The sequence below is a fragment of the Aquabacterium sp. genome (assembly GCF_030652515.1).
GTDB lineage: Bacteria > Pseudomonadota > Gammaproteobacteria > Burkholderiales > Burkholderiaceae_C > Aquabacterium.
The window spans coordinates 12519-36935 of sequence record NZ_JAUSAR010000040.1; the positions used below are offsets into that span (position 1 = coordinate 12519).

Sequence of the window (24417 nt, forward strand, 5' to 3'; positions counted from 1 at the left end):
CCATCCTCGCGTTGTCGTAGTTGGTGGGGGACGAGACATGCATAGCGTGAAATTGTTAAAAACTTGAGCCATCAAGTCAATGTGCACGCGCCACCGTCTTCATATGCTTTAGGAATCGCGGATCGTTCATGTCGCCATCGCCCCTGTTGGAGTTGGCTGCGGATCTCTTATTCCTTTTTCAGACCATGAGGACACACGCTTGCCGATCAGCATCCATGCGCTTGGCAGTCTCGTTGGCGCCCAAGGCCCTGTTCTAGGGATGGCACCTAACCATCAAGCCGTATATGACGGCTTTAGTTCGACCTCATTGAATGCCCAATATCCGTTTGTCGATACGCATTCGCTGCCGTCGCAACCAACGCATCTTACGGTAAGGGCGCCTGCATCGGCTTTGGCATTTGGCAAAGAGACTGGTGAGCCAGGGCATCCAATGTCTACGAAATTTCTCAAACCTTCGGTGACGATTCCGACCTCGTACGGCTTGACACTACTCAATGCCCTGGTTGAAAGGGGGATGAGCGAAGCGGATCTTCTGAAGAACACACACCTTGATCGCGCCATGCTGCAGAATCAGTTGGGCAGGATTGCGTTGCTTCAGTACCGTGCCATGTTCGTCAATGCCCGCCAGCTACAGCCGCTGGATGGGCTCGCCTACGAGCTGGGGCTGCGGAGCAAGGTCATCAAACATGGCTTTGTTGGATATGGGCCCACGAATTGCGCCAATCTACGCGAAGCATTCGCCTTCAATGAACGCCATTTTCACGTAAGGTTGACCGGGGCTTTCATTCCGCACGTCTTCATGGACGATGAACAGGTGGTCATCTCGCTTCGCGAGAACATGCTGTTGTCGGAGGAATTGTGCAACTTCATGCTTGATATGGTCATGATCGAGTTGTGCAGCCTTTTTGCCAAACCGCAAGGTTCGGATCCGGACGTGAATGACTGGACGTGCGAGATTTGGGCGCCTTACGCGGAACCTGCAGCCTATGCCCGGTACAGGACCAGGTTGCCCCGTTTCCACTTCAACAAACCCGCGGCCCAGATTCGCTTTCCGTCCAGCATGCTTGATGAGCCCATCGCAAGCGCCCATTCGGTGAGCCGGCAACCATCCATTGAGCTCTGCGAGTTGGAGATGCTGCAGATCGGTACCGTGAACGATTTTTCAGCACTGGTACTGGCCCACATAGTTTGCCATGGCGGACGGTATCGGGTTCGCCGCATGGACAGTGAGAACATGCTCGCCAATCCAGCATTTTCCATCAAGCAGGTAGCCATTGCCGTTGGTTACGCGGATTCATCCAATTTCGCACGGGCGGTCTTCAAATGGACCGGGTGCTCGCCAAAAGAATGGCGGCGCCAGCGTGGCCTGGGTTAGAGACGTTGGCTATGCATCGTACTTATTGGTGCCGTGCCCTGCGCTGTCCGCGAGGATTTCATGGTCAATGATCAGCAGTCTCGCTCATCACTGGAACAGCTCGCGCGCGCCTTTCATGCGGCTCCGAATGGCTTTGTTCTGGTAAATCAGGCCGGCATGATCGTTGCGGCAAACAATGCGTTCATCAAGATGTTCGGTTACCCAGTTGATGCGATATTGAATGGGCCATTTGAAGCCTTGTTACCTGAAACGATTCGCCAGATTCATGTCGATTTACAGGAACAGTTCGATGCCAGTCGCGTGGTGTATGCGAAGCATGCCCGCGGGCACGCGTTTACAGTAGAAATCAGGCGGCTCACCCCCCTGTGCACACCGCAAGGCACGCTGGAGTTGGCCTCAGTGGTCAATATCAGCGAACGCCTCGAATTGGAGTTGGCTTTCAGAGGCTTGTTCGAAGCCTCCCCCTATGGTCAACCCATCCTTGATGACTCTGGGCGCATCATCATAGACAAACAACTGGGTGACACGACGGGTTCGGACCTGTTGAACGAGTTGCGCAAAGGAGCGTGCCAGGATTGCCCAGTGATCACAGCCACCGGCGTAGATGATGAGGCTAATACCATCTGCCAGCGAGAGCACGATCTACAAGACATCCTTGATCATGCCCCCAGCTTGCTTGGCTATTGGGATGCCTCACAGCGCGTTCGCTATGGCAACCGCACGCACCAAAATTGGTTCGACGTTCAACAGGATGTCTTGCCAAGCATGTCTGTTCGCGAGGCCATTGGCGAGAAGGCGTACGCTATTCATCATGACCACATCCTCAAGGCCCTGCGCGGCATACCGCAGTTGTTCGAGTACACGCTGCCCGATGGGGACAACAGCATATCGCGGCATTTTCAGGCCGAGTACCGACCGGACACCGATGAGTCAGGAAAAGTCCTGGGGTTCTATGTCTCCATCATTGATATCACGCTGATCAGAGCCGCTCATACGCGTATTGAGGAGTTGCTGCGCTGTATGACCGAGCAAAAGCTTCTGAACCAAACTCTGGTCAATGCGCGCAATGCGGCGCAGGAAGCCGCGCGCACCACCAGCGCACTCCTGGCTGACATGAGCCATGAAATTCGTACACCCATAAACGCTATCGTCGGCCTGTCAAGGTTGGCGCTGGATGAGCCGCTCCCGCCGAAGGCCAATGACTACATTGAACGAGTGTATGACTCGACCCTGGCGCTGATGCATATTCTCGATGATGTATTGGACTACTCCAAGGTGGAGGCCGGCCAAATGCGGCTGGAGCAGATGGAATTCGACTTGGAAAACCTGCTGCAACGTACGGCCGACCTGTTCTCCGCACAGGTAGAACAAAAGCGGCTGCACTTCGATATAGCGTTTTGCCCCATCATGCCGACGCACATCGTGGGTGACCCTCTGCGGCTCTCTCAGATCCTCAATAACCTCGTCAGCAATGCAATCAAATTCACGGACCAAGGCGGTATTTGGTTGACGATCAACATTGACAGCGGCTTATTGCGTTTCTCAGTGCGTGATACAGGCGTTGGCATTGCATCTGCCCAACTCGAATCCCTGTTCGTGCCTTTCTCGCAGGGGGAAATCTCTGTCTACCGACATTTCGGTGGAACAGGCCTGGGTTTGGCAATCTGCAAAAAAATGGTGGGAATGATGAAGGGCGAAATCGGCGTCGACAGTTGCCCCGGGCAAGGCAGCGAGTTCTGGTTTTCGGTACCTTTTCCTGTTGTACCGCAAGCATCACAGCCTCTGCCACAGTATCGTTTACTGCTGATTGGTGATGATCTTGAAAGCTTGGGGCGAAGGCGTCAGCATCTCAAGGCCATGAATCAAACCATCACTGTTGCCAACAGTCTAGAGATGGCTTGCAACTGCATTGCGAGAAGCGCTGATGAGCATTCAGCATTCGACTTGGTAATCGTGGATTGGTGTGAGGTGAATGCCAGCACCGCACATACTCTTCGCACCCTGAGAGGCCAATTGAGTCAACACGGAGGCGAACGCGTCCCGCTTATCCATCTACTGCCGGGATTCGATCATCAACCTATGGTTGACATCCTTGGAGACAAAACGTCGGATGTGTTGCTGACTCACCCTGTGCTACCTGGCGCGTTGCGTCGGGCCCTGCGCCTAATGGGTGACGTGGCAGAGGCTCGCCCTTCAGATGTGTCATCCCTCGACCAGCTACAGCAACGAGGCCTGTCTCTGCATGGCCGTCGCGTGTTACTTGTCGAAGACAACCGCCTTAACCAAATGGTGGCTCAGGCCTTCTTGCAACAGGCAGGCTTGAACGTGGAGACCGCGGACAATGGCGATGAAGCCGTGAGATGCATGGAAAGCACTGCACTTGGCTATTTCGACGCCATCTTGATGGACATGCACATGCCCACGATGGGCGGTCTGGAGGCCTCTCGACTTATTCGACAGTTGCCACAAGCCCAGAACCTGCCCATCATTGCCATGACCGCAGCAGTATTGCCTGAGGACAGGGAGCAATGTCAACAAGCCGGCATGATCGACATGGTGACCAAGCCTTTCTTGGCAGAGGTGTTAGTCGACACGTTGCTGAAGTGGGTACGGCATTGAGCGATCAGACAGTTTCCGCGAAAGTGACCGTGAGTTACTCAATTCATGAAAGGCCTCTTTTGAAATCTGAAGGCGTAAACGGCGCCCGAAGCCACGGGTTCAAGGGCGGGCAAAGCCCGGCTACGCGAACCCTTGATGCGCATGCGCTGCCACTTCGCGCAATCCGGCACCTTTGCCAGCGCGTGCTCCTGCCCGCGACAGCGCTGGAACAGGCCATGCCACATGAAAGCCACAACCGAATCTCGCTCGATCAACTGCTCACGGTTCTTGGTGAACACCTTGGGCGCCCACACCGAACCGTTCATCGACAAGCCAATGAACCAGCAAAGCTGGCAAACGTCAATTTGGCGTGGACTTGGATTGGTAGCTATTTCAGCAGCCTGCCAAGGCGATGCCTTGGTGAGCGCTGCGACGGCCCCAGTGGCACGCCTTCCCCGCTCACCACCAAACTCGAATGCGTCAGGATGCCGCAGACCTTGTGCCGCCTCAAGCGCCCAGCATCGTCTTTGCGGCGTATGCGTCCGGCCATCACATGTTGCCATCGTGTCACCCGGCTGAATTCAGGCAATCTTAGGTCGCCAGAGATGCGGGAACAACGTGCCAACCTGACTGGCTTTGTGCGTCGGATGGGAACAGAGTCCGATTCAAGATGCCTTGAAATGGGCCGAAAACGGCCAGGACGACCGACGTTGCTCTCCCTCTGCCCTCATTGAGTAAATCCTTGATCATCAACACCATCTGGCCAGAGGCGCGCTCCGGAGAATCGGACGAGGCGTCAAATCGCCGTGATCTCCAACGCAGTGGCATGAAGCGCCTGCTGCTGACGCTGCCGCCCTATACCGTGGCTATGACGATGTTGATCGTCGCGATGGAGTTGGGGTTGGTGCTGCGCTGGCAAGCCGCGCTGGTGGGTGGTTATGCCGTGGTGGGACTGGGTACCTTCTACCTGTTGCTGCGCCGCGGCGTGGCATTGGGCTCGCGCGACCCGATGCTGATCTATCCGCAACTTCTGTTTGGCATCAGCTTGGTAGCCTTGTCCTACACCGTGATGGATGTCACTCGTGGCGTGGTCATGGAGTGGCTGAGCCTGCTCATCGTCTTCGACATGCAGCGCCTTGCTCGGCGCCAAACCCTGGTGGCCGCCGCCCTGGCCATGGCGCTTCCTGTCGTTGGGGTGGTGGTGGTGTGGTGGTTGAATCCCACAGGCCTTGGTCTTGGCAACGAACTGTTTTTCCTTTCGCTGAGTGCCGTGCTCGTGCCGGTCTTGCTCCTGGTCTCCGCTTCAGCCAGAGCCGTTGGCCGCCGGCAAATCAAACTCAAGGAGGGCATGGCCGCAGCGCTTGAGCAAATGCGCCAACTGTCCATGCGCGATGGCCTCACAGGGCTGTACAACCGTCGTCACATTCTGGGGCTTCTGGAGGAAGAGGATCGTCGGCTGCATCGCACGGGGCGGCAATGTTGCGTGGCCATGCTGGACATTGATCTGTTCAAGCGCGTGAACGACGAACTGGGCCACGCGATGGGTGATACCGTGCTGAGGCAGTTCTCAGCCCTGGGTCGAACCGCCTTTCAAAATGGCACAGACTCACTGGCTCGTTGGGGTGGGGAAGAGTTCTTGCTGCTGATGCCCGAAACCAGCCCTGTCCACGCGCACGCTGCGCTGATGCGCTTGCGCGCCATGGTGCATGCCTACGACTGGTCGCAGCACCACCCGTCGTTGAAGGTCACCTTCTCGGCAGGTGTGTGCGAGCACCGCAAGGAGATTAGTCTGGCGCAGGCCCTGGCCGCAGCCGACGAGGCCCTCTATCGGGCCAAGGCCGCAGGGCGAGATCGGGTCGAGTCGTTCAGGCCGCTGACCGATGCGGAGCGCGCGGACAGTGCGGCCGCGCAATCGGCCTTGCCGACTGCGCCACTGGCTGAAGCCCTGCTACCGCCAGCGCCGACAGTCATCCAGAAGGATACGCCAGAGGCACCGGCCTCAGCCGCGACCGCGCTGCCCGCCTCATCGGGATCTGAGGTCAAGAACCGCCTGGTGGATTGGGTACTCGGCCGTGAGCCCAAGGTGCGTGAAGCGATCATCATGTGCCTGCTCGCTGCGGCGACCTGGTTCTGTGTGCTGCTGGCCGAAATCTTGCACGCCATTCCGAGCGGGATGATGCCGCTAAAGGTCGGCATGGTGTTGGTGGCCTTGAATGTCATCGGCATCGTTGTTCCCTATGCACTGGTGCGCAGCGGAGTTACCGCGCGTTTGAAGGACTCCTCGATCGCGGTTCCGCAAATGCTGTGGGCCCTGCTGTCGCTGACCCTGGCCTACGGTTTTGTGCCCGCGACCCGCTCCTATGACCTGCAATTGACCTGCGTGGTGCTCACGTTTGGCTTCATCAACCTGCGGCCTCGGCAGGCCATATTCGTGGGCGCCAGCGCCATCGGGATGTTTGCACTGATGTTCGGCTGGTTGCTCTACACGAGGCCCGACAACTTCATGCCGATTCGCGAAGGACTTGTGCTGACCATGACGCTCTTCGTCATGGCGTGGTTAACCTGGCTGTCGCGCAACTTTGCCATGAGGCGGGAAGCGGTCCGCAAGGAAAGGCGCGACTTGGCCGCAGCGACGGAGAAGGTCAAGCAACTGACGATGCGTGACACGCTCACCGGTCTGTTCAACCGCCAATGCATGCAAGATGTCCTGGAGCACGAATGCCATCGGCATGATCGTTCTGGCCACTCTTTCTGCGTGGCGCTGATTGACCTTGACCACTTCAAGCGGGTGAATGACAGCCGTGGCCATCAGGTGGGTGACGAAGCCTTGGTTGGCTTTGCCCAAGCTGCGCAGCGCATGCTCCGCGACACCGACGTCATCGCCCGCTGGGGCGGCGAAGAGTTCCTCTTGGTCCTGTCGGACACCGAGCCGGGTTCGCAGGGTTTGCTCGCCTGCGAGCGCCTGCGTGGGCAGGTGGCGGCACAGCGCCTGTGCCCCAGCGCACCCGATTTGACCGTCACCTTCTCCGCCGGGTTGGCTGAGCGCCGCATGGGCGAGCCGCTGGGCCATTTACTGGAGCGCGTTGACCAAGCGCTCTATGCAGCCAAGGCGCAGGGCCGAAATTGCGTCAGGCTGGCCGACCAACCTGAACTGACCATGCCCCTGAATTCCTGACTTCTTAGCCTTCCCATTATGCGGATTTCTTGTCTTGCATTCCGTGTTGGTCAACATAGGGGAACAAGCTCCACATTGCCGAGACAAGCCCCGCTGGTCCCCGATAGCTTTGCAGCGGCCAGCCGATTAGCTTCTCTGAGGTCAGGAGTGCCAAGGGAGCCCCGGAAGGCCCATTGTTGGCCCGCAATCTCTGGGTGCTCCCAGAGAGTCTCGGGGTTTTTCACAGTACATAGCAACAGTACATAGCTCAAAACAAAAAACCCCTATGAAGACTGACTTCATAGAGGACATCGTGTTTGGTGGGGTGCTGATGGGTAGAATTCTTCTTCGTTCTCAAGAAGTTGAGCTTTTCGTACCAGCCAATCACCTCGCGGACAGGTCATCCGTGCATATTCCGCCCACTCTTGACTTGCAGTACCAGACCAATGACATCGCATCGATCAATGATGCATTGCAAGCGGCTCAGATCCCATTGCGCAACATCAAGATCCCCAAGGCCACAGCACCCGCAGCAGACGAGGCCGCCAGGCCAGCGTGAACGCGGTCAGCAACGCGCCGCCGGCCAGCAGCATCAGCCACACGAGGATGGCCATCGTAGGCCGGTCGGCGAGGAAGCAGAACAGGGCCGATGCAGTCAGCCCCCCCACACCCAGCGTGCGAAGCACTGCTCTACTCACGCCCAGAGGTGCCTTGCTGCCCAGCACCTGCTGCCAATGCACATCCATGGCCAACGCCAGCCAGGCGAAACCCAAGAGGGCCGAAACGGCGGCCAAGCTCAGGAACATCGACGTTGAATCAGCCATTGCTCACCTTCGCACCCGCAGTGCGCACCTGCGTTGGCCCCCCATGCAGTCCGGCGGTCGGCGAGCGTTCCCGCGCAATGACCTGCTCCCGGCGCGCCAGACGGCGAACAGCCATCCATGACAGGGCGGCCGTGACAAGCAGGCTCAAGTCCACGCCCGCCACCGGCCAATAAGTTTCGGTGAACACCGTCTTCACCAGGTGGTCACCCGTGGTGACCCAGTTGGCAATGACCGCGGCGAGCGCCAGACCAGTCAGCGCCATGCATTGCTCGCGCCAGGCAGGGTTGACGCGTGCTTGCGCCACGGGCGCACCCCGCCAGAAAGCGTGGGCCATCGCCAGCACCCATGCGCCCCAGAACGCGTTGCGCTCCCAACCACCCTTGTCAGCCAGATCGGTCGGCAACAATCGATTGGCCACCAGGATGACCACGGTGGCGATCACCATGCCGGTGACGGCCGTCACCGCCAGCGCATCGACCACACGGCTGGCCTGGCCGCCGGCCTTGGCATGCTGCTTCTTGCGCTTTTCCACGAAAAAGATGAAGCCCGTTGCAATGCAAACGCACCCCGCCAGCCCGCCCAGCACGTACAGCCAGCGCAGCAGCCAGTGCCGAAAGTGCTGAAGGTGCAAGCCTGTGAGGAACTCGTTGACGCTGGACACCGCGTTGGGCACCGGGTCTTCGCGAATGACCTCGCCCGTGCTGGCCTTGAAGTGCACGCCCTGCCCCACCAGCGCAACCTGGTCGCTGCCGGCGCGAAACAGGCTGACATAGCCGTTCTTGTCGCCAAGGTGGGTGATGGTGAGCAGGCCCACTTCGCCTGCCATGTCGCGCGCCGCCCAGCGTCGCTTGGCCTCCACCACCATGGCGTCCACGCTGGCCATGGGCGCGGCGATGCCGGCCGACTCGTGCGGCAAGCCGGTGCGCTTGGCCTGCAGCACCTCGTGTTGCTTGGCAAGCGGCTTGAGCATGGTCTCGGACAGCGGCAGGTAGATGCCAGCGAAGATCACCAAGCCGGTGAAGGCAAAGAAGAAGTGGAAGGGCAGCGCCACGACACCGGTCAGGTTGTGCAGGTCCAGTGCGCTGCGCTGCGTGTGCTTCTTGGGCCGGAAGGTGAAAAACTCGCGGAAGATCTTGCGGTGCATCACCACGCCACTGACCAGTGCGGCCAGCATCGCCAGCGCTGCCAGCCCGACGATCCAATAGCCCAGGTTCAGCCATTGCAAGTGCAGGCTGTAATGCATCGGGTAGAAGAAGCTGCTGCCCACCTTCAGCCTGTCTTCCGGCAGGAAGGCGCCGGTGCGGGGATCGATCGTGCCCCAGCCATGCACGTGCAGGTGGTCCTCGGACGCATCCTTGGGCTTGTTGGGGATGGTGAAGTCGCCACCGATGACCAGCAATGGATCGCGGTGCGTGGTGAACGCATAGAGCGCTTCGAGTGGCAGCTTGTCCGGGTGCGGCAATTCGCCGATCACCCGGCCGGCCATCTCTTTCATTTCGTCGGGATGCGCCCGAAGCTTGTCGAACACAGGCTTGAGCACAGCGTCAAAGCTGGGCATGGGCTGGGCCTCGAAACGCGACTCGGGAATCGCCCAGCGGTCGATCTCGCGGTCGAACACGGACAGCGCGCCAAAGAAGAAGCAGATCATCAGCACATAGCCCAGCACCAGGCCAAACCAGGTGTGCAGCCAGGCCATGGACAGGCGGAAACTGGAAAACACTGAAAAATTCCCTTTCGGACTCAGCCAAGGGCAGGCATGAGCAGCCATGCCAAGACCGTCATGGTGGCACCGCCACCTGCCAGCACCAACCACACGCGCGCCAGGCTGGCAGCCGCGAAGGCCCAGCACACAGTCGCCAAGTACACCAGGAAAGCCAGCAGCATGGCCAGCTGCAAGGCATCGCCATAAGCAATACCGACATGCATCTGCACCGTGATCAACAGCGCCGAAAAGCCCCAGGTGAAGGCATAGCCCCCAAGCAGGGCAGCGGCCACGCGCAGCGAGATGACCGGAAGCGAAGGCGATTTGGCGAGACTCATCGATGTCTTTCTGCTTGACGGGTCGAAGCCTTCTGCGCCCGCTTTGTCACTGAAGATTTTAAGCACAGTGGCTCAACTTTGACTCGGCGCCAACAGACACGTCCACCGAGAGGATTTTTCCGCTCTCCAATCTCACCACCCGGTCACCCACGTGGAAGTAGCGATCGTCATGGGAGATGACCAGAATCGCCTTGCCCAAGGCGCGCAATTCCGGCAGCACCTCGTTGTAGAAGAACTGCTTGAACAAGGGGTCCTGGTCGGCGGCCCATTCATCGAACACCAGAAAAGGTCGGTCTTCCAGGTGAGCCACGATCAAGGCCAGCCGTTTGCGCTGACCCTGGGACAGTTCCCGGGTGCTGAAAGCACCATCCATCATCTTCACCTTGTGCTGAAGGTGAAGCTTCTCGATCAGGCCATTGCCCGCTTCATCGATCTCGGCATTGCCGCCTTCCAGGAGCTGATCGAACAGGTGGAAATCGGAGAACACGGCCGAGAACAACTGGCGGTAGTGGTCCCGGTTACCGTCGGCCACCGGGACCCCGTCGAGCAGGAGTTCGCCAGATTCCTGGGGGTACAAGCCCACGATCAGTTTGGCCAGAGTGGTCTTGCCGCTCCCGTTGCCGCCCACCAGGAACACCACTTCACCTGGCGTGAATCGGAGATCGATGGGCCCCAGTTCGAAAAAATCACCACTTTGCTCGTGGAAATACCGGTGCTTCAGGGCTTTGAGCTCGATGGCGGAAAAGCGATGGCCCTTGGTCGGGGCCACCGTCGTTTCCTGAGACACCATGCGCTGGGTCACTTCTGCAATCCGGGCCGAAGACACCCTGGCCAGGTTGGCCTCGGGCAACCAATCAAGGAGGCTTTGGAGAGGCGTGACCATGTACACGAAAACAAGCGCGAAGCCCGTCATGACACGGGCCTTGTCCGGCATGTCCCCGACCAGGACAAACAACACCAGCCCGATGAAGGCGTAAATCAGGAAATTGCCCCAACCCGCGGCGACCTCGAAGATGGCCATGCCACGCATCCGATGCCGGGTCACGCTGTGAATGGATGTTCCCAGCACAGTGGATGCGAAACGGTTGCGTTTCTGGCGGTTTTGCCGCAGCTCTTTGGCACCCTCGGTCAGGGCTCGAAAGTGCCCGAACAGCCGGTCTTGCTCTTTGGCCGCCGCATCCAGGTGGCGTGCGGCAACGCGCTGGGCCCACAGGTAACCCGCGGACCCCAGAACGATCACGCCGACGGCCACCAGGAAGACCTCAGGAGACAGCATCGCCAGGTACAGCAAGCAGCCCACCACGACCACGCCATTGGTGAGGATGTTGGGAACGCTCACAAAGAAGCGCGCCACGTCGGTCACGTGGTCGGCCAAGGCGGATTGCACCCTGGCGGCGCCCAATTGCTCCAACAAGCGCATGGGTGCATCCATCACCCGCCCCGACACGAACTGGCGGAGTTCCGCCATGGCGCGCAAGCGCAGCAACTCGAACAGCAATTTGGACCAGATCCCACAGATCAGCGCGCCAAGAACCACGGCGGAGAAAGACCACACCAGCTGCGCACGCTCCGCATCCGTGGCCGTGAGGGCCGCGTTGATCTGGATGACCAACAAGACGCCACAGATCCCGGACACGGTGCTGGCCATTGAGGCCGCCAACAACAGCCAGCGCGACCGTTTGATCAGATGAATGAGCACGGAGACCTCGATTTGGTGGGATGTTGCTGGAGAAGACGGTTCATGGACGCTGATGTTTAACAGGCGCTGGCGTGCCAAGCACCTTCAGGCGTTGCCGCTGCACGAGGTGCCTGGCGATGGCGCTTTCGGTGAAGGGCATCCTGAGCCACTGCTGGCGCGCATAGCGCCGGATGCTTTGCCCCCCTGGCCCACCCTCCACCGCGGCCTCATCCAGCCCGTGGGCCAGGAGGGTGTCGGCCTCGACGCCCTGCGCGCCGAACCGCACCAGTTGCAGGTAGGTGTTGGCCAGGCTGCGCCCATCAAGATGGCCTTGCATGTGCGCTTCTTCGCCGCAAGCCACGGTGAAGTACCCGGCGCCACAACCACCGAACAACGCGACTTTTGATCCGCCCGCATTGACAAAAAGGCGGTGGCGAAGCGGTTCATCGAGCGGGCGCCCTTGCTGGGAGAATTGCACCACGGCCGCCGCCAGGGCCTGGGCCACCCTGGGATCGCTTGCCCGTGGGCCGGCGGGCGTGCTCAAGGGGCTGCTTGCCTGGAACGGCTGCCCGTAAAACTCCTCTGTGGGAATGGCTTCGAGCCGGTCCCAGAATGCGGCCCACAGCAAGGCGCCACGGTCATCCGGCCCAGCCGTGTTGCCCCACCGCGCCAGCACCTGGCAGGCGCGACGGACATTGACATCGCGCGGCGCCGCATCGGCGGGCCCGTCCGAAGGGTTCGCTGCCAGCTTCACGTGGTCTTGGGCACAGGCCCCTGCCAACAACTGCCCCTTGAATTGATCCGCCGCGAAGTCGCGCTCCGTCAATACGTCTTGCTTGAGCGAGCGCACCAAGGCCTCGGAAGAGGTGAAACGCCTGCTCAGCACATGGTCGACGATCACGTGACCATGGCGCGCCCGCAGGGACAAGGCCTCGCCCTCGCCGCCCAGCAAGGTGGCGTAGCCCGTCAGGGGCTGGCGCGGGTTGGCCAACCAATGGCTGTTGTTCATGTTGGCCACATAGTCCTGTCGAAACAGGCCCGGCATGTGATGGGCCGGCATGACACCGGCCTGGGGTGTCGAAGGATCGACCCGCCAGCCGCAAGCTGAGCGGCTGCCGTCCAGAAACGGCGTCTTGGCATCGATCTGCCCGAAAGCGTCCCCCAGGTCCGTCCGGCAGTCTTGGCGAAGGTCGTCCGGCACATTGGGCGCGGCCCCGATGTCGCCGTACCAGACCCGGGGATCGCCCCGACCAATGGCCACGGTGTTGACCCACGGCATGGCCAAGGCCCGTTTCTGAAGCGCGACAAACTCGTCGAGGGACCGGGCCTTGTTCCAGTCCAGGTAGTTCTGAAAAACGCGGTGGTTGTCTGCATTCACATCATGGATCGCAACGGCCGTGTCTTGCGTCCAACCCAGCGCTGGGGATTGGCCACCCAGGTTGATGACCGGTCCAAAGCGGGTACGGTAAACCTGGCGCTCGACGATGGTGGGCGGGCCATCCTCGCCCCGAGCCGGGATCACGATGTTCTGGATTTCCATCCGGTGCCACTGCCCATCAACGCGGTAACTCAGCGGATCCTTGGGATCGAGCTGCAGCCCATGGAGGCTGAAGCGGATGGCGTTGGAGACGGTGTGCGACCAGGCCACATCGGCATTGAAGCCGATCATGATGACGGGCACACCGAGGAATGCCGCACCAGCAACATTGAGCTTGCCGGGGATGGTGAGGTGGGCTTGATAAAGCCGGTCTGGCCCGCCCCAGTACCAGTGGGGGTTGCCAAACAGCACACCACCCTCACCGCTTGCTTCGCGGCCAAATGCCATCACATTGCTGCCAATGCCAGGCCGTTCGCCAATGGTCGAGGTTTGCGGGAAGGGCCTCGTGAGGGCCGTGGCTTGCGCACCTGGTGGTTGGGCGTTGACCATCTCTGGAATGAAATGAGCATAGCCCGCGGCCAGACCGGCCGCGTACAGGCGGCGCAAAAGGTCATCAGACGTGATTGGCCGCACCCAGGCTTCGGCCAGGCAGGGCCGCGCCCGCTTGGTGCGAAACTGCTGGCGTTGCTCGCTCAGTGAGCGGTTGTATCCCTCGGCAAATCCCTCCAGCGCATCGAGCACCTCAGGCGACTGCTGTGATCGGTAAGCCGCCACGGCGCGGGCGTCCACGAATCCTCGGAAAAACGTGTCCAGGTCAAGGTTGCGGCCACGGCCAAAGGTCGAGTTGTGACGCGGATGCGCTTCGGCCCCAAAGAAGAACGAGCGCCGGCCTTCGTAGGTGACAAACGCTTCCGCCAAGGTGCACAAGGCATCTTGCGCCTGCACGTGCCCCAGACCCAGGCCAAGGCCTCGCCAGTTCTCGGCCCGGATGTGCGGAATGCCATCGGTCGTCCGCCGGACATCCACGAAGCTGGCCTCGGTGCTTTCTTGTGCACCGGCGCTGCGGGCATGGACGCCCTGCCATGACAGCGGCCCGGCCAGAACCGACAACGCCAGCCATCCCATCGAAATCTTGCGAAACCCCACGCGCATGCCTCTCTCCAATGAACCGGGAAAATTCGTTTGAAGCACCCTCATTCGGCACCCCGACATTGGTAGACGGAATCGAGCCCATTTTGTTCAGCACGCCCGATTAACCGGGCAAAGGCCCTAAACAAACAGGCCAAGCAGGCGTCATCTCCAGCAAGCCCGACCTGTCGTCGCCAACGGAGAAACCCATGTCCAGTGTGCTGCCACTTCTGATCGACCATGCCCCGAATGGCGATGAACGCCTTGGACCAAGGCACAACGCGCTAGCGCAACCCTATCAATTCGCGCCGAGCCCGATCCTTGAACGGCAAAATGCCCGCGAGTCAAATGCCCGCAGTTACCCTCGCCGCTTGCCCATCGCACTCAAGCGTGGGCAAGGCCTCTATGTGGAAGATGTCGAAGGCCGCGTTTTCATCGACTGCCTGGCCGGCGCCGGCACCCTTGCCCTTGGGCACAACCACCCGGTCGTCGTGCAAGCCATCCAGCAGGTCTTGCGCGACGAACTCCCCTTGCACACCTTGGACCTGACCACGCCAGTCAAGGACGATTTCGTCGAGACCTTGTTCAGCCTGCTGCCACCGGAGTTCGCCCGTGACGCGCGCATCCAGTTTTGCGGCCCAACCGGCGCAGATGCAATTGAAGCAGCGCTCAAGCTGGTCAAGACCGCCACCGGCCGCCAGACCATGCTCAGCTTCCATGGTGCCTACCATGGGATGACGCAAGGCGCGTTGAACCTGATGGGCAACCTGGGACCCAAGGTCGCGCTCGGCGGATCCGGCTCGGGTGTTCAGTTCCTGCCCTATCCCTACGAGTACCGCAGCCCCTTCGGGCTGACGTCCGAGGGCACGGTCGCGGCCAGCCTCCATTACATCGAAACCATCCTCACGGACCCGGAAGGCGGTGTGTGCCTGCCCGCCGGCATGGTGATGGAAATCATTCAGGGCGAAGGCGGCGTTATCCCCGCCCCGGACGACTGGGTACGAGGCATCCGGAAGATCACGCAAAACGCAGACGTGCCGCTCATTCTTGATGAAGTGCAAAGCGGCTTCGGGCGCACCGGGAAGATGTTCGCCTTCGAGCACGCCGGGATCCTCCCAGACGTTCTCGTCTTGTCCAAGGCCATTGGCGGCAGCCTGCCCCTGTCGGTGGTGGTCTACCGCGGTGAACTGGATCAATGGCGTCCCGGCGCGCATGCAGGCACCTTCCGGGGCAACCAGTTGGCGATGGCGGCGGGCAGTGCCACGCTCAGGCACATTCGTCGCGAGCGGCTGCAAGACAACGCTGAACGCATGGGCCAACGCCTGCAGAATCATCTCCGGCAATTGCAGTCGGATCACCACTGCATCGGAGATGTGCGTGGGCGGGGCCTGATGATCGGCATGGAGATGATCGACCCCGACGCTCGACCCAATTCATTGGGCCAACCTGCGGCGGCTCCGGGCCTGGCATCGCAACTGCAACGGGCCTGCCTTGAACGCGGGCTGATCCTGGAACTGGGGGGGCGGCATGGCAGCGTGGTCAGGCTGTTGCCACCATTGACCATCTCGGAGCAGGAGATAGACCTGGTCGCCGACATCATCGCGGCCTCCATGGCACTGGTAGCCCGCCGTGCCCCCACAGCCGAAAGCTTCATGTACAATAAATGCTAATCATTCGCATTATCGTCAAGGGCGACTTAGGCAGGGGGCCTGATGCAGACGTTGGTACAGGATTTGGTCAGGCACTACGACGACCTGCGCAGGCACCTTGTGCGCGAATTGCGTGACGCCGACCATGCGGCGGACATCGCGCAATCTACATTTGAGCGTGTGTATACCCACGCTTTGAATCTGCCCGCTATCCACATCGATTCGCCCCGCGCCATGTTGTTCAAGGTGGCCCGGAATCTGTGCATCGATGAAGCACGTCACCGCCGCGTCGCGCAAGACTGGGCGCGTGACAAATACCATGCTGACCTGCATTGCGCGCAACCTTCCAGTGAACACTTGTTCGCCCACCGGCAACTGCTGGAGCGGGTGGTTGAAACGATCGAGCGGCTGCCGCCACGTCGGCGCGAGGTCTTCCTCCTGTTCAGGGCCCATGGATACAGCCATGCCGAGATCGCAGAACGGCTGGGCATCACGGAGATGGCCGTCGCCAAGCACCTGGTGAGGTCGGTGATCGATTGCTCCCGTGCGCTGGCCGAGTTGCGCACTCAATTGCTGGAACCTCAAGCGGTCTCCTTGCAAGGCGAGTTTGGCGGCCACCTCGCTGAAGACCGTTGCTGAAGACCTGCCATGGCCCGCGCGCGCCCTGAAAAGCTGGTGGAACATGCCCTCACCTTGATCGTGCTGATCGAGGGGGCCAGCCCTGAAGCGGCACAGCAGGCGAGGTTGTCCCTGGAAAAATGGCGCACGCAATCCCCCGAAAATTTGGCTGCCGAACAAGAAGCCCGCCAGCGATGGAACGCCTTGTTCTCGCTGTCTTCGGAATTGCGATCGCGGTTCCACGAGCCTGGCACCACCGCCAGCTCGAAGCACGCCAATCAACGGCGGCATCTTCTTCTGAGCGCTGCGGCGATCGCGGGCACGGGCACACTGACCGGCCTGGGCATTCGGTGGCAAAGGCAACAGCCGGTCTCCGTGGCTCGGCACCAGACTGCCACGGCACAATTGCTCAAAGTCGATCTGGAGGACGGATCGCCCGGCAGCCAAGTGGCGCTCAGTCCGCAAAGCGACCTGGAGGTCAGGCTTTACCGCCAACGCCGGGTGGTGAACCTGAGCCGTGGAGAAGTTCGTTTCGACGTTCAAGCCGATGCCGAACGCCCATTCGAGGTGCTCACCCGAGAGTTGGCCATTGAAGTCGTGGGCACCGCCTTTACTGTCCGCGACCGTGGCGGGCCGGTTTTCGTGGGGGTGGAGCACGGTCAGGTGCGGGTCAGGCTGCGCCCGCAGAACAATCTGACCACCGCCTTGGCGCAGGCCATCGACCTGCTGCCTGGGCAGGGGCTCACCGTGCGCAATGGACGGCCTGAGCAGGTTAGAACCGTCGATGTGGCGTCCCTGTCAGCCTGGCGGGACGGCTGGCTCGTGTTCCAGGACACGCCGCTGGGCGAAGCGCTGGCCACCATCAATGCCTATCGGCGCGTGCCGATGATGGCCCTTGCCAGCGTCAGCCAAATGAAATTCTCGGGACGCTTCCGTGCTTCCGACACCCATGGCCTTGTCACCACATTGGCCGCCATTTTGCCAATCACCGCCGACGCGAGCGTGGATGGCGTCGTGACCTTGCGGCCCCGCTAGCGCAAAAAAAATCGACGAGTCCTTGAAAAAGGCTGTCTTACTTTTCCGACGCTGAAACGTCTAGAAAAAAGTAGGGCTTGTCTCCTGTGGTCACGGGCCTTTTTTTTGACCTGCGACTCGACTCGCGTTTTCATCCACTGGTGTCATCAAATGCATTACCTTCCTCGTCAGCGCCTGCTGGCGGCAGCCCTGGGCGCCGCTTGCAGTGCGAGTTGCCTGTCCCTCAGTCCACTGGCCATCGCCCAGCCAGCCGCCGCCACGGAGCGGATTTTTGAGATGAGGGTGCCTGCCCAACCACTGGCCAGCGCCTTGAACGAGCTGTCCAGGCAAACGGGCATCCAATTGCTGGCCGCCACCGAGCTCACCGATGGCGTCAAGGCTTCGGCCGTCCAGGGTCGCTTGACGGCAGAGCAGGCGCTGTCGGCCTTGCTGGCAGGCACATCTTTGCAGGCCGTCCGCAGCGCCGACAATTCATTCGCCATCCGGCGAATCGACAAAGCCTCTCAGGTGAACGAGTTGCCAGCCGTGACGGTGAGCGCGGCTCGCCCCAGCGAGACCGCCACCAGCCACATCAACGGCTTCGTGGCCAAGCGCAGCGCGACGGGCACGAAGACGGACACGCCCTTGGTCGAGACGCCTCAGTCCATTTCAGTGGTCGGCGCCGAGGAAATCGACACCATCAAGGCACAAAGCCTGATCGATGCCCTGGGCTATGTGGCGGGGGTATCGCGTGTGGAAGGAAGCGACCGCACGACGGAAACGCTCTTGATTCGCGGTTTCGAGGTCTGGGCCGAGAACAGCAGCATTTACCGCGACGGCCTCAAGTACAGCGTGAACGTCAACAACGGCACGCAGGAGCCTTATGGTTTCGAACGCGTCGAATTGCTCAAAGGCGCCGCTTCGGTGCTGTATGGCGCTGCGTCTCCGGGGGGGATCATCAACACGGTCAGCAAGCGCCCCACGACCTCGCCGCTGCGTGAACTCAACGCCGAGGTGGGCAGCTTCAACCGAACGCAGGTGTCAGGTGATTTCGGGGGCGCTTTGGACAAGGACGCCGAATGGTCCTACCGCCTGACCTTCCTGGCGCGCAAGAGCGATACCTTCATCGACTTTGTGCCGGACGACCGCACCTACATCGCCCCGGCCCTGAAATGGCAACCCTCTGCCGCGACCTCGCTCACGCTGCTGTCGGAGTTCCAGCACGACCGCACCAAGTACGTGCCCGGCATGCCGCCCGAGGGCATGGTCCAGCCCAACCCCAATGGGCAGGTGCCCCGGAGTCGGTTCATCGGCGAGCCGGGCTTCGACAAGTTCGACAACAAGCGCGGGTCCATCGGCTACCTGTTCGAGCATGCTTTCGATGAACAACTGAAGCTGCGGCACAACTTGCGCTTGTACAGCCAGGCCAATGAGAGGTCGTTCACATACGCCACCATGGCAATGACGCCGGACATGCGCAGCACTTCGCGCGGCATTGCCCATGTGGAGGACAGCTCCAAAGCCATCAACACCGACACATCGCTGGAATACAAGTGGTCCATGGGCAGCATCCAGCACACCACGCTGGCGGGCCTCGACTACAGCTACCAGAAGCACCAGCAGATCAGCAGCTTTGGCTCTGCTCCAGACCTGGACCTGTTCACCCCTGGGTACGGCTCCCCCTTGGGCGCCCTGACCTACGCGGGCACCAAGCAGCTTCGCGACCGCAAGATCGGGCTGTACGCGCAAGACCAGATGAAGGTCAACGACAAGTGGGTGGTGCTGTTGGGCGGACGCCAGGATTGGTCGCAGAACGACAGCAGGCAGCCCGTGTTGCCGGCCCCTGATTGGCTCAACGAGGACAGCAAGGCGTTCACCAGCAGGGCCGGCCTGGTCTACCTGGCTGACAACGGCCTTGCACCCTTCCTCAGCTACAGCCAGTCGTTCGAGCCCACGTCCGGCCTCGACAGCGTCACCAACGAACGGCTCAAGCCCACCAAGGGCGAACAATACGAAACCGGCTTGCGGTATCAGCCCAAAGGCAGTGACTTTTTGCTGACCGCGGCCATCTATCAACTGACCAAAAGCAATGTCACCGTCTCCGACCCGACCGACCCGAGCGGGACGACCATTCGACAGGTCGGCCAAGTGCGCTCACGCGGGCTGGAACTGGAAGCAAGGACCAGCATCGGACGTCACACGAACCTGTCGGCCGCCTATGCCTACACCGATGCGCGCACCACCGATCCGCTCGCAGCGGGGCCAAAGGTGACACGCACGGGTGGCGTCCCTTACAACCAATTCTCAGTGTGGGCGGACCATGACCTGGCCGATGTGGGCCTGCCAGGCTTCAAGGCTGGCGCAGGTCTGCGCTATGTCGATGCGACAGCCGTGTCAGGTGCACCCAGTGTCACCGTGCCATCCTTTGCACTGGTGGATGCCATGATCAGCTACCGCACGGGGCCATGGCGTCTGGCGCTCAACGCCACCAACCTCACCGACAAAGACTACGTGGCCTCCTGCACCTTCGGCTGCTTCTATGGTGAACCACGCAAGGTCATCGGCACGGTGACCTACCGCTGGTAAGGCGACCGGCCCGCCCTGCCCCAATGCCCCTTGAGGTTATTCACCTCAAGGGGCATTTTCTCTGTGGGCTCAGCGAAGTGCCATGGCTTGTGTCACCTCCTCCAGCAGTAGGGCATGGTGGATGATCCCGAAGTGGTCGGCATCGATGTGGCGCTGCGTCAACTGGCAGGCCGGCATCTGGCGCACCAGTTCCGCAACCTCTTCATCCGGCCGTGAGGCGGACCACCAGCAATGGACCTCCGTGGCCAAGCGCTCCGGCAAGCATTCCGTGACCGGCCCCAACACCGCGCGCGCGATGGCTTGGCCGGCCATGAAGATCCGGGCGATTTCTTCCGCCCCGACGCCTGAATAAGGGGCGTCCACCGCGTCACCCAGCGCCAGCAGGATCTCCTTCAGCTTGGCCACGACCGCGGCCTCGTCGAGCCGAAGGTCACCGGTTTCCTCTGGCAGCCGGTGCGCATGGGCCAGGCCGGGCAACACCAGTTGGAGGCTGGCGTTGAAAGCCTCGCTCCAGTCCCCGGCCTCGGACAAACCGATGCCCGGCACATGGGTGTCCACCAGGCCCAGGAAGGCCACGGCCTGGCCTTGAGCCTCCAGGCGGGCGGCCACCATGGCGGCCAGCGCCCCACCGAGGGACCAACCCAGCAAGGCATATGGCCCCTGCGGCTGGGCCGCCCTCAACATGGCCACGTAGTCATCGGCCATCTGCGACATCGACCGATCCTGGTGGTTCAGGTCGAACAGCGTGCGGCACGCCAGGCCTTGCACCGGGCGAACCGCCTTGAGGCTGCGCGCCAGCGGCAGGTACTCCATCACCGTGCCCATGCCCGGGTGGATGCAGTAGAGCGGCCGGTCGCCCGCCAGGCCATTGAGCGGCGTCAGGGACTTCTGGCCTTGGCCGCGCTCGGCCAGCGAGGCGATGGTCGGCGACCGCATCAGGTCGGGCAACTCGAACTTGAGCCGGGCGTCTCCGCTGGCCCGCACCCGCGTGAGGACGCGCAAAGCCGTCAGGGAATGTCCGCCCAATTCGAAGAAGTTGTCATGGCGGCCCACACGCTCGAGGCCCAAGACCTCGGCCCAGATGCTGGCCAGCATCGCTTCGACCTCGCCTTGAGGCAGCTCATGGGCCCGCTCAACCACCACGCCGGGGTCGGGCAGTGCTCGGCGGTCGATCTTGCCATTGGCGTTGAGCGGGAGCCGCTCCAGCACCGCGATCGCCGCGGGCACCATGTAGTCCGGCAGGGCCAGGCCCAGGCGATCTCGCAAGGCGGCCGTGTCAATGGCCTGCCCCGCGTGTGGCGACACATAGGCCACCAGGCGGACCCCGCTGGGCTCCTGGCGAGCCACGACCAACGCGTCCCCGACTTCGGGCTGCGCCAGCAGTCGGGCCTCGATCTCGCCCAGTTCAATGCGGTGTCCCCGCACCTTGACCTGGTGGTCAAGGCGGCCCAGGTACTCCAGCCGACCATCGGTGCGCCAGCGGACCAGGTCGCCCGTGCGGTAGAGCCGGCCTGCCCCCGTGTCATCGAAGGGATCGGCCACGAAGCGCTCGGCCGTCAGGCCTGGCCTGCGGGCATAGCCCCGCGCCAGACCCACGCCGCCAATGTAGAGCTCACCAGGCACCTCGTTAGGCACGGCTTGCAAGCCCGCGTCGAGCACGTGGAAGCGCGTGCCAGCAATCGGCGCGGCCAAGTCGGGCACGCCACCTTCGACACGGTCCGACGACGACCAGATGGTCGTTTCGGTGGGGCCATACATGTTCCACAGTTCAACCCCCAGCGCGGCCAGGTCCTCGGCCAAGTCAGGCTGCAAGGCTTCGCCACCGCACAGGCCCTTGAACCCGGACAGGGGCGCCGGGGGCCAGCCACCCTCCCTCAAGAGCCTCCAGCCGGCCGGTGTCGATTGCAGCACCGTGGTCTGGCTTTCATGGACCAGGCGGGCCAGCGCCTCCGCGTCACGGGTGACCTCGCGCGGTGCCAGCACGATCCTGGCGCCCACCATGAGTGGCAGGTACAGCTCGAGCGCCGCGATGTCGAAGGACAGCGAGGTGACGGCGACCAGGGTGTCGGCCTCGGTCATGCCGGGCGCGGCTTGCATGCTCAACAGGAAATGGCTCAAGCCCTGGTGGCTCAACATGACGCCCTTGGGACGCCCGGTGGAGCCCGAGGTGTAGATCAGGTAGGCCAGGCTGTCCGGCCGCAGCGCCACACCGGGATTGTGGTCCGGCTCATCCTGCAGATCCAGCCCATCCATCGACAGGATGGCCAGTGGCTGGCCGCCCGCCACGCCGATGTCGATCTCACCCTGCGTGAGCAGCAGCGCGACGCCACTGTCATCGACCATGTACGAGAGCCGGTCCACGGGGTACTGCGGGTCCAGTGGCACATAGGCACCACCCGCCTTGAGGATGGCCAGCAAGCCGACCACCATCTCGATGGAACGCTCCAGAACGATGCCCACCTTGACCTCTGGCCGCACGCCCAGCTTGACCAGGCGGTGCGCAAGGCGGTTGGCCCGGGCATTGAGTTCGCCATGGCTCAGTTGCTCCTCGCCGAAGACCAGCGCGGTCGAGTCGGCTCGCCGCTCCGCCTGCGCTTCGATCAGTTGATGCACGGGCAGTGCATTCAAATAGCGCAGGTCGTTGGTGCCACGTTGGCGCAGCGCGCCGTGCTCCTGCTCGGTCAGCACATCCAATTCGCTGGCCAGGCGCCCCTGGCCCAGTGACTGGATCAGCCATTGCAGCGTGGCCTGCATGTAGCCGCACAGGCGTTGGGCACCGACCCCATCGCTCACCTGCGCGACCAGGTCGAAGCCAGCGCCCAGGTCGTCCACCGACATGGTGAATGGGTAGTTGGTGCGCTCCTTGAAGTCCAGCCGGTCCATGCCGGCCCAGGCCTGGCCCGCCTCGCCGCTGCGGTCTTCATGGCCGATGTGACGGTAGTTCAGCAGCGCCGAGAACAATGAAGAGCCCGCGGGCATGCCACTGCAGCGCTGGGCCAGCGTGAGGCTGGCATGCTCGTGGGCCAGCAGGCCGACCAGCGCGGACTGGGTTTGCTTCAGGCAGGCGTCCACGGCGCGGGCGCCCAGTTTGATGCGGATGGGCAAGGTGTTGATGAACAAGCCCAATGCGCGGTCTGCTTCGGCGCCACTCTGCATGCGTCCGAACAGCACGGTGCCAAACACCACGTCGTCTTGGCCGGACACCTTGGAAAGCACCAGGGCCCAGGCCAGGTGGAACAAGGTGGCTGCGCTGACACCGTGGCGCTGTGCTTTTTCGCGCAGCTGGCGGCTCAACGAGGCATCCAGGGGCAAGCGGATCTCCTCGACCAATTTGCCATCTCCTTGCACATCGTTCAGGCCAAATGGCAGGGTGGGCTCTTTGACATCACCCAGCATGCCCCTGAAGAAGGATTCATGCTGTTGCTCACTCAAGCCAAGGCGCGATTGCGCGACGAAGCGGCGGAAGGGCACGGGCTCGGGCAAGTCGGCCTGCCTGCCCTGCAGGATCAGGGAGATCTCTTCGATGAGGATTTCGTCCGAAGTGTGGTCCAGGGTCAGGTGGTGGTGCGGCAATTGCAGCAGCCAACGGTCCTGACCCGGGTCGTGGGCCGCGATGGCCCGCAGCAATGGCGCGCGGCGCACATCGAGGCGGTAGCGGCTGGAGTCGACATGGGCGGTGAGCCGCTCGGCGATGCGGTCTTCGTCGCCGTCCTTGTCGAACCAATCGATGTCCAACCTGGCATGGCGGTGCACCACCTGCACCGGTTCGGGCAAGCCCTCCCAGTGGAAGGCCGTGCGCAGGATGTCGTGCCGCGCGATGACCTGGTTGAGACCATCGATGAAGCGGTGCAACAGCTCCGGCGTGTGGAAGCTCAGCAGCAGGGCGTTGACGTAGACATCGCCTTCGGTTTGCAACAGGTGGTGGAAGAAGATGCCCTGCTGCAGGGGTGCCAGAGGGTAGATGTCCTGGATGTTCTGCGCACCACCTGGGACCGCGGCCTCGATGCTATCGATGTGGGCTTGGTTCAAGGCCACCAAGGTCAGCATCTCTGGCCGGATGGCCTCGCAGGCCAGGGGGATGAGGTTGGGAGGCACGGCCAATGGGGCGGCATCCTTCTCACCCATGCCTTCGCCAGCCACCTGGGCCGCGAAATCCGCGAACACGGCGTGCTGGAACAAGGTGCGCACCGTGACGGTCCAGCCGCTTCGGCGCAGGCGCTCCAGCAACTGGATGGCCAACAAGGAGTGCCCCCCCAGCTCGAAGAAGTTGTCACGTCGGCCCACGCGGGGCACGCCCAGGACCTCGGCCCACAGGGCGGCCAGCGCGGTCTCCAGCTCGCCTTGCGGTGCCTCGTAAGCTGGCGAGCCACCCAGC

The 24417-nt window shown here is 61.8% G+C and carries 14 protein-coding genes; 7 read left to right on the forward strand and 7 right to left on the reverse strand.

Translation table 11 applies throughout. The annotated features are described in order from the left end of the window. The first annotated feature begins 199 nt into the window (after positions 1-199). Together Q7V20_RS05730 and Q7V20_RS05735 are read left to right on the forward strand one after the other, a co-directional pair. Complete coding sequence (locus tag Q7V20_RS05730) at positions 200-1375, forward strand: AraC family transcriptional regulator (RefSeq protein WP_304788111.1); 1176 nt, start codon at positions 200-202, stop codon at positions 1373-1375. A 60-nt stretch (positions 1376-1435) separates the two neighbouring features. Beyond that, positions 1436-3994: a response regulator gene (locus Q7V20_RS05735; protein ID WP_304788113.1), complete on the forward strand. Its 2559-nt coding sequence runs from the start codon at positions 1436-1438 to the stop codon at positions 3992-3994. A gap of 38 nt (positions 3995-4032) precedes the next feature. Here Q7V20_RS05735 and Q7V20_RS05740 read toward each other — a convergent pair whose 3' ends face one another. Then, on the reverse strand, positions 4033-4299 hold the full coding sequence (locus Q7V20_RS05740; protein WP_304788138.1) for a hypothetical protein: 267 nt from the start codon (positions 4297-4299) through the stop codon (positions 4033-4035). A 416-nt stretch (positions 4300-4715) separates the two neighbouring features. On the opposite strand from Q7V20_RS05740, the gene Q7V20_RS05745 reads away from it, so the two are divergent. Next, positions 4716-7148: a GGDEF domain-containing protein gene (locus tag Q7V20_RS05745; RefSeq protein WP_304788115.1), complete on the forward strand. Its 2433-nt coding sequence runs from the start codon at positions 4716-4718 to the stop codon at positions 7146-7148. A gap of 482 nt (positions 7149-7630) precedes the next feature. Here the strand turns inward: Q7V20_RS05745 and Q7V20_RS05750 are convergent, their stop codons facing one another. From Q7V20_RS05750 to Q7V20_RS05770, 5 genes are read right to left on the reverse strand one after another with little or no spacing between them, the layout of a single operon-like run. Further along, the gene (locus Q7V20_RS05750) at positions 7631-7951 is read right to left on the reverse strand and encodes a DUF3325 domain-containing protein (protein WP_304788117.1); all 321 of its coding nucleotides are present in this window, start codon (positions 7949-7951) and stop codon (positions 7631-7633) included. Continuing rightward, the gene (locus Q7V20_RS05755) at positions 7944-9671 is read right to left on the reverse strand and encodes a PepSY domain-containing protein (protein ID WP_304788119.1); all 1728 of its coding nucleotides are present in this window, start codon (positions 9669-9671) and stop codon (positions 7944-7946) included. The genes Q7V20_RS05750 and Q7V20_RS05755 overlap by 8 nt, the downstream gene beginning before the upstream one ends. Before the next feature lie 20 nt (positions 9672-9691). Continuing rightward, positions 9692-9991 (reverse strand): iron uptake protein, encoded by a 300-nt coding sequence (locus Q7V20_RS05760; protein WP_304788121.1) that lies wholly within the window; start codon positions 9989-9991, stop codon positions 9692-9694. A 58-nt stretch (positions 9992-10049) separates the two neighbouring features. Continuing rightward, positions 10050-11690: a cyclic peptide export ABC transporter gene (locus Q7V20_RS05765; protein ID WP_304788123.1), complete on the reverse strand. Its 1641-nt coding sequence runs from the start codon at positions 11688-11690 to the stop codon at positions 10050-10052. Between the two features lie 40 nt (positions 11691-11730). Beyond that, entirely contained in the window at positions 11731-14199 is a 2469-nt protein-coding gene (locus Q7V20_RS05770; RefSeq protein ID WP_304788125.1) for a penicillin acylase family protein, read from the reverse strand. Between the two features lie 185 nt (positions 14200-14384). Between Q7V20_RS05770 and Q7V20_RS05775 the strand changes: the two genes are divergently transcribed. From Q7V20_RS05775 to Q7V20_RS05790, 4 genes are all read left to right on the forward strand, one after another. Continuing rightward, entirely contained in the window at positions 14385-15845 is a 1461-nt protein-coding gene (locus Q7V20_RS05775; protein WP_304788128.1) for a diaminobutyrate--2-oxoglutarate transaminase, read from the forward strand. Positions 15846-15887: 42 nt separating this feature from the next. Continuing rightward, positions 15888-16463 carry an RNA polymerase sigma factor gene (locus tag Q7V20_RS05780; RefSeq protein WP_304788130.1) on the forward strand — a complete coding sequence of 192 codons (576 nt, stop codon included), beginning with the start codon at positions 15888-15890 and terminating at the stop codon, positions 16461-16463. 9 nt (positions 16464-16472) lie between these two features. Further along, a complete protein-coding gene (locus tag Q7V20_RS05785; protein WP_304788132.1) occupies positions 16473-17477 on the forward strand; it encodes a FecR family protein in 1005 nt (334 codons plus the stop codon). 150 nt (positions 17478-17627) lie between these two features. Continuing rightward, positions 17628-20042, forward strand: a complete 2415-nt coding sequence (locus Q7V20_RS05790) for a TonB-dependent siderophore receptor (protein ID WP_304788134.1) — start codon at positions 17628-17630, stop codon at positions 20040-20042. Positions 20043-20111: 69 nt separating this feature from the next. On the opposite strand, the gene Q7V20_RS05795 is transcribed toward Q7V20_RS05790, so the two are convergent. Then, positions 20112-24417, reverse strand: a 4306-nt coding sequence (locus tag Q7V20_RS05795) for an amino acid adenylation domain-containing protein (protein ID WP_304788136.1), incomplete at its 5' end; no start/stop codon positions are given.

Excerpts from the sequence above, each read along its gene's own strand:
- Q7V20_RS05785 (WP_304788132.1), top strand. The coding sequence starts at position 16,473 with ATGGCCCGCGCGCGCCCTGAAAAGCTGGTGGAACATGCCCTCACCTTG.
- Q7V20_RS05775 (WP_304788128.1), top strand. The coding sequence starts at position 14,385 with ATGTCCAGTGTGCTGCCACTTCTGATCGACCATGCCCCGAATGGCGAT.
- Q7V20_RS05780 (WP_304788130.1), top strand. The coding sequence starts at position 15,888 with ATGCAGACGTTGGTACAGGATTTGGTCAGGCACTACGACGACCTGCGC.
- Q7V20_RS05790 (WP_304788134.1), top strand. The coding sequence starts at position 17,628 with ATGCATTACCTTCCTCGTCAGCGCCTGCTGGCGGCAGCCCTGGGCGCC.
- Q7V20_RS05770 (WP_304788125.1), bottom strand. The coding sequence starts at position 14,199 with ATGCGCGTGGGGTTTCGCAAGATTTCGATGGGATGGCTGGCGTTGTCG.
- Q7V20_RS05735 (WP_304788113.1), top strand. The coding sequence starts at position 1,436 with ATGGTCAATGATCAGCAGTCTCGCTCATCACTGGAACAGCTCGCGCGC.
- Q7V20_RS05750 (WP_304788117.1), bottom strand. The coding sequence starts at position 7,951 with ATGGCTGATTCAACGTCGATGTTCCTGAGCTTGGCCGCCGTTTCGGCC.
- Q7V20_RS05760 (WP_304788121.1), bottom strand. The coding sequence starts at position 9,991 with ATGAGTCTCGCCAAATCGCCTTCGCTTCCGGTCATCTCGCTGCGCGTG.
- Q7V20_RS05740 (WP_304788138.1), bottom strand. The coding sequence starts at position 4,299 with ATGAACGGTTCGGTGTGGGCGCCCAAGGTGTTCACCAAGAACCGTGAG.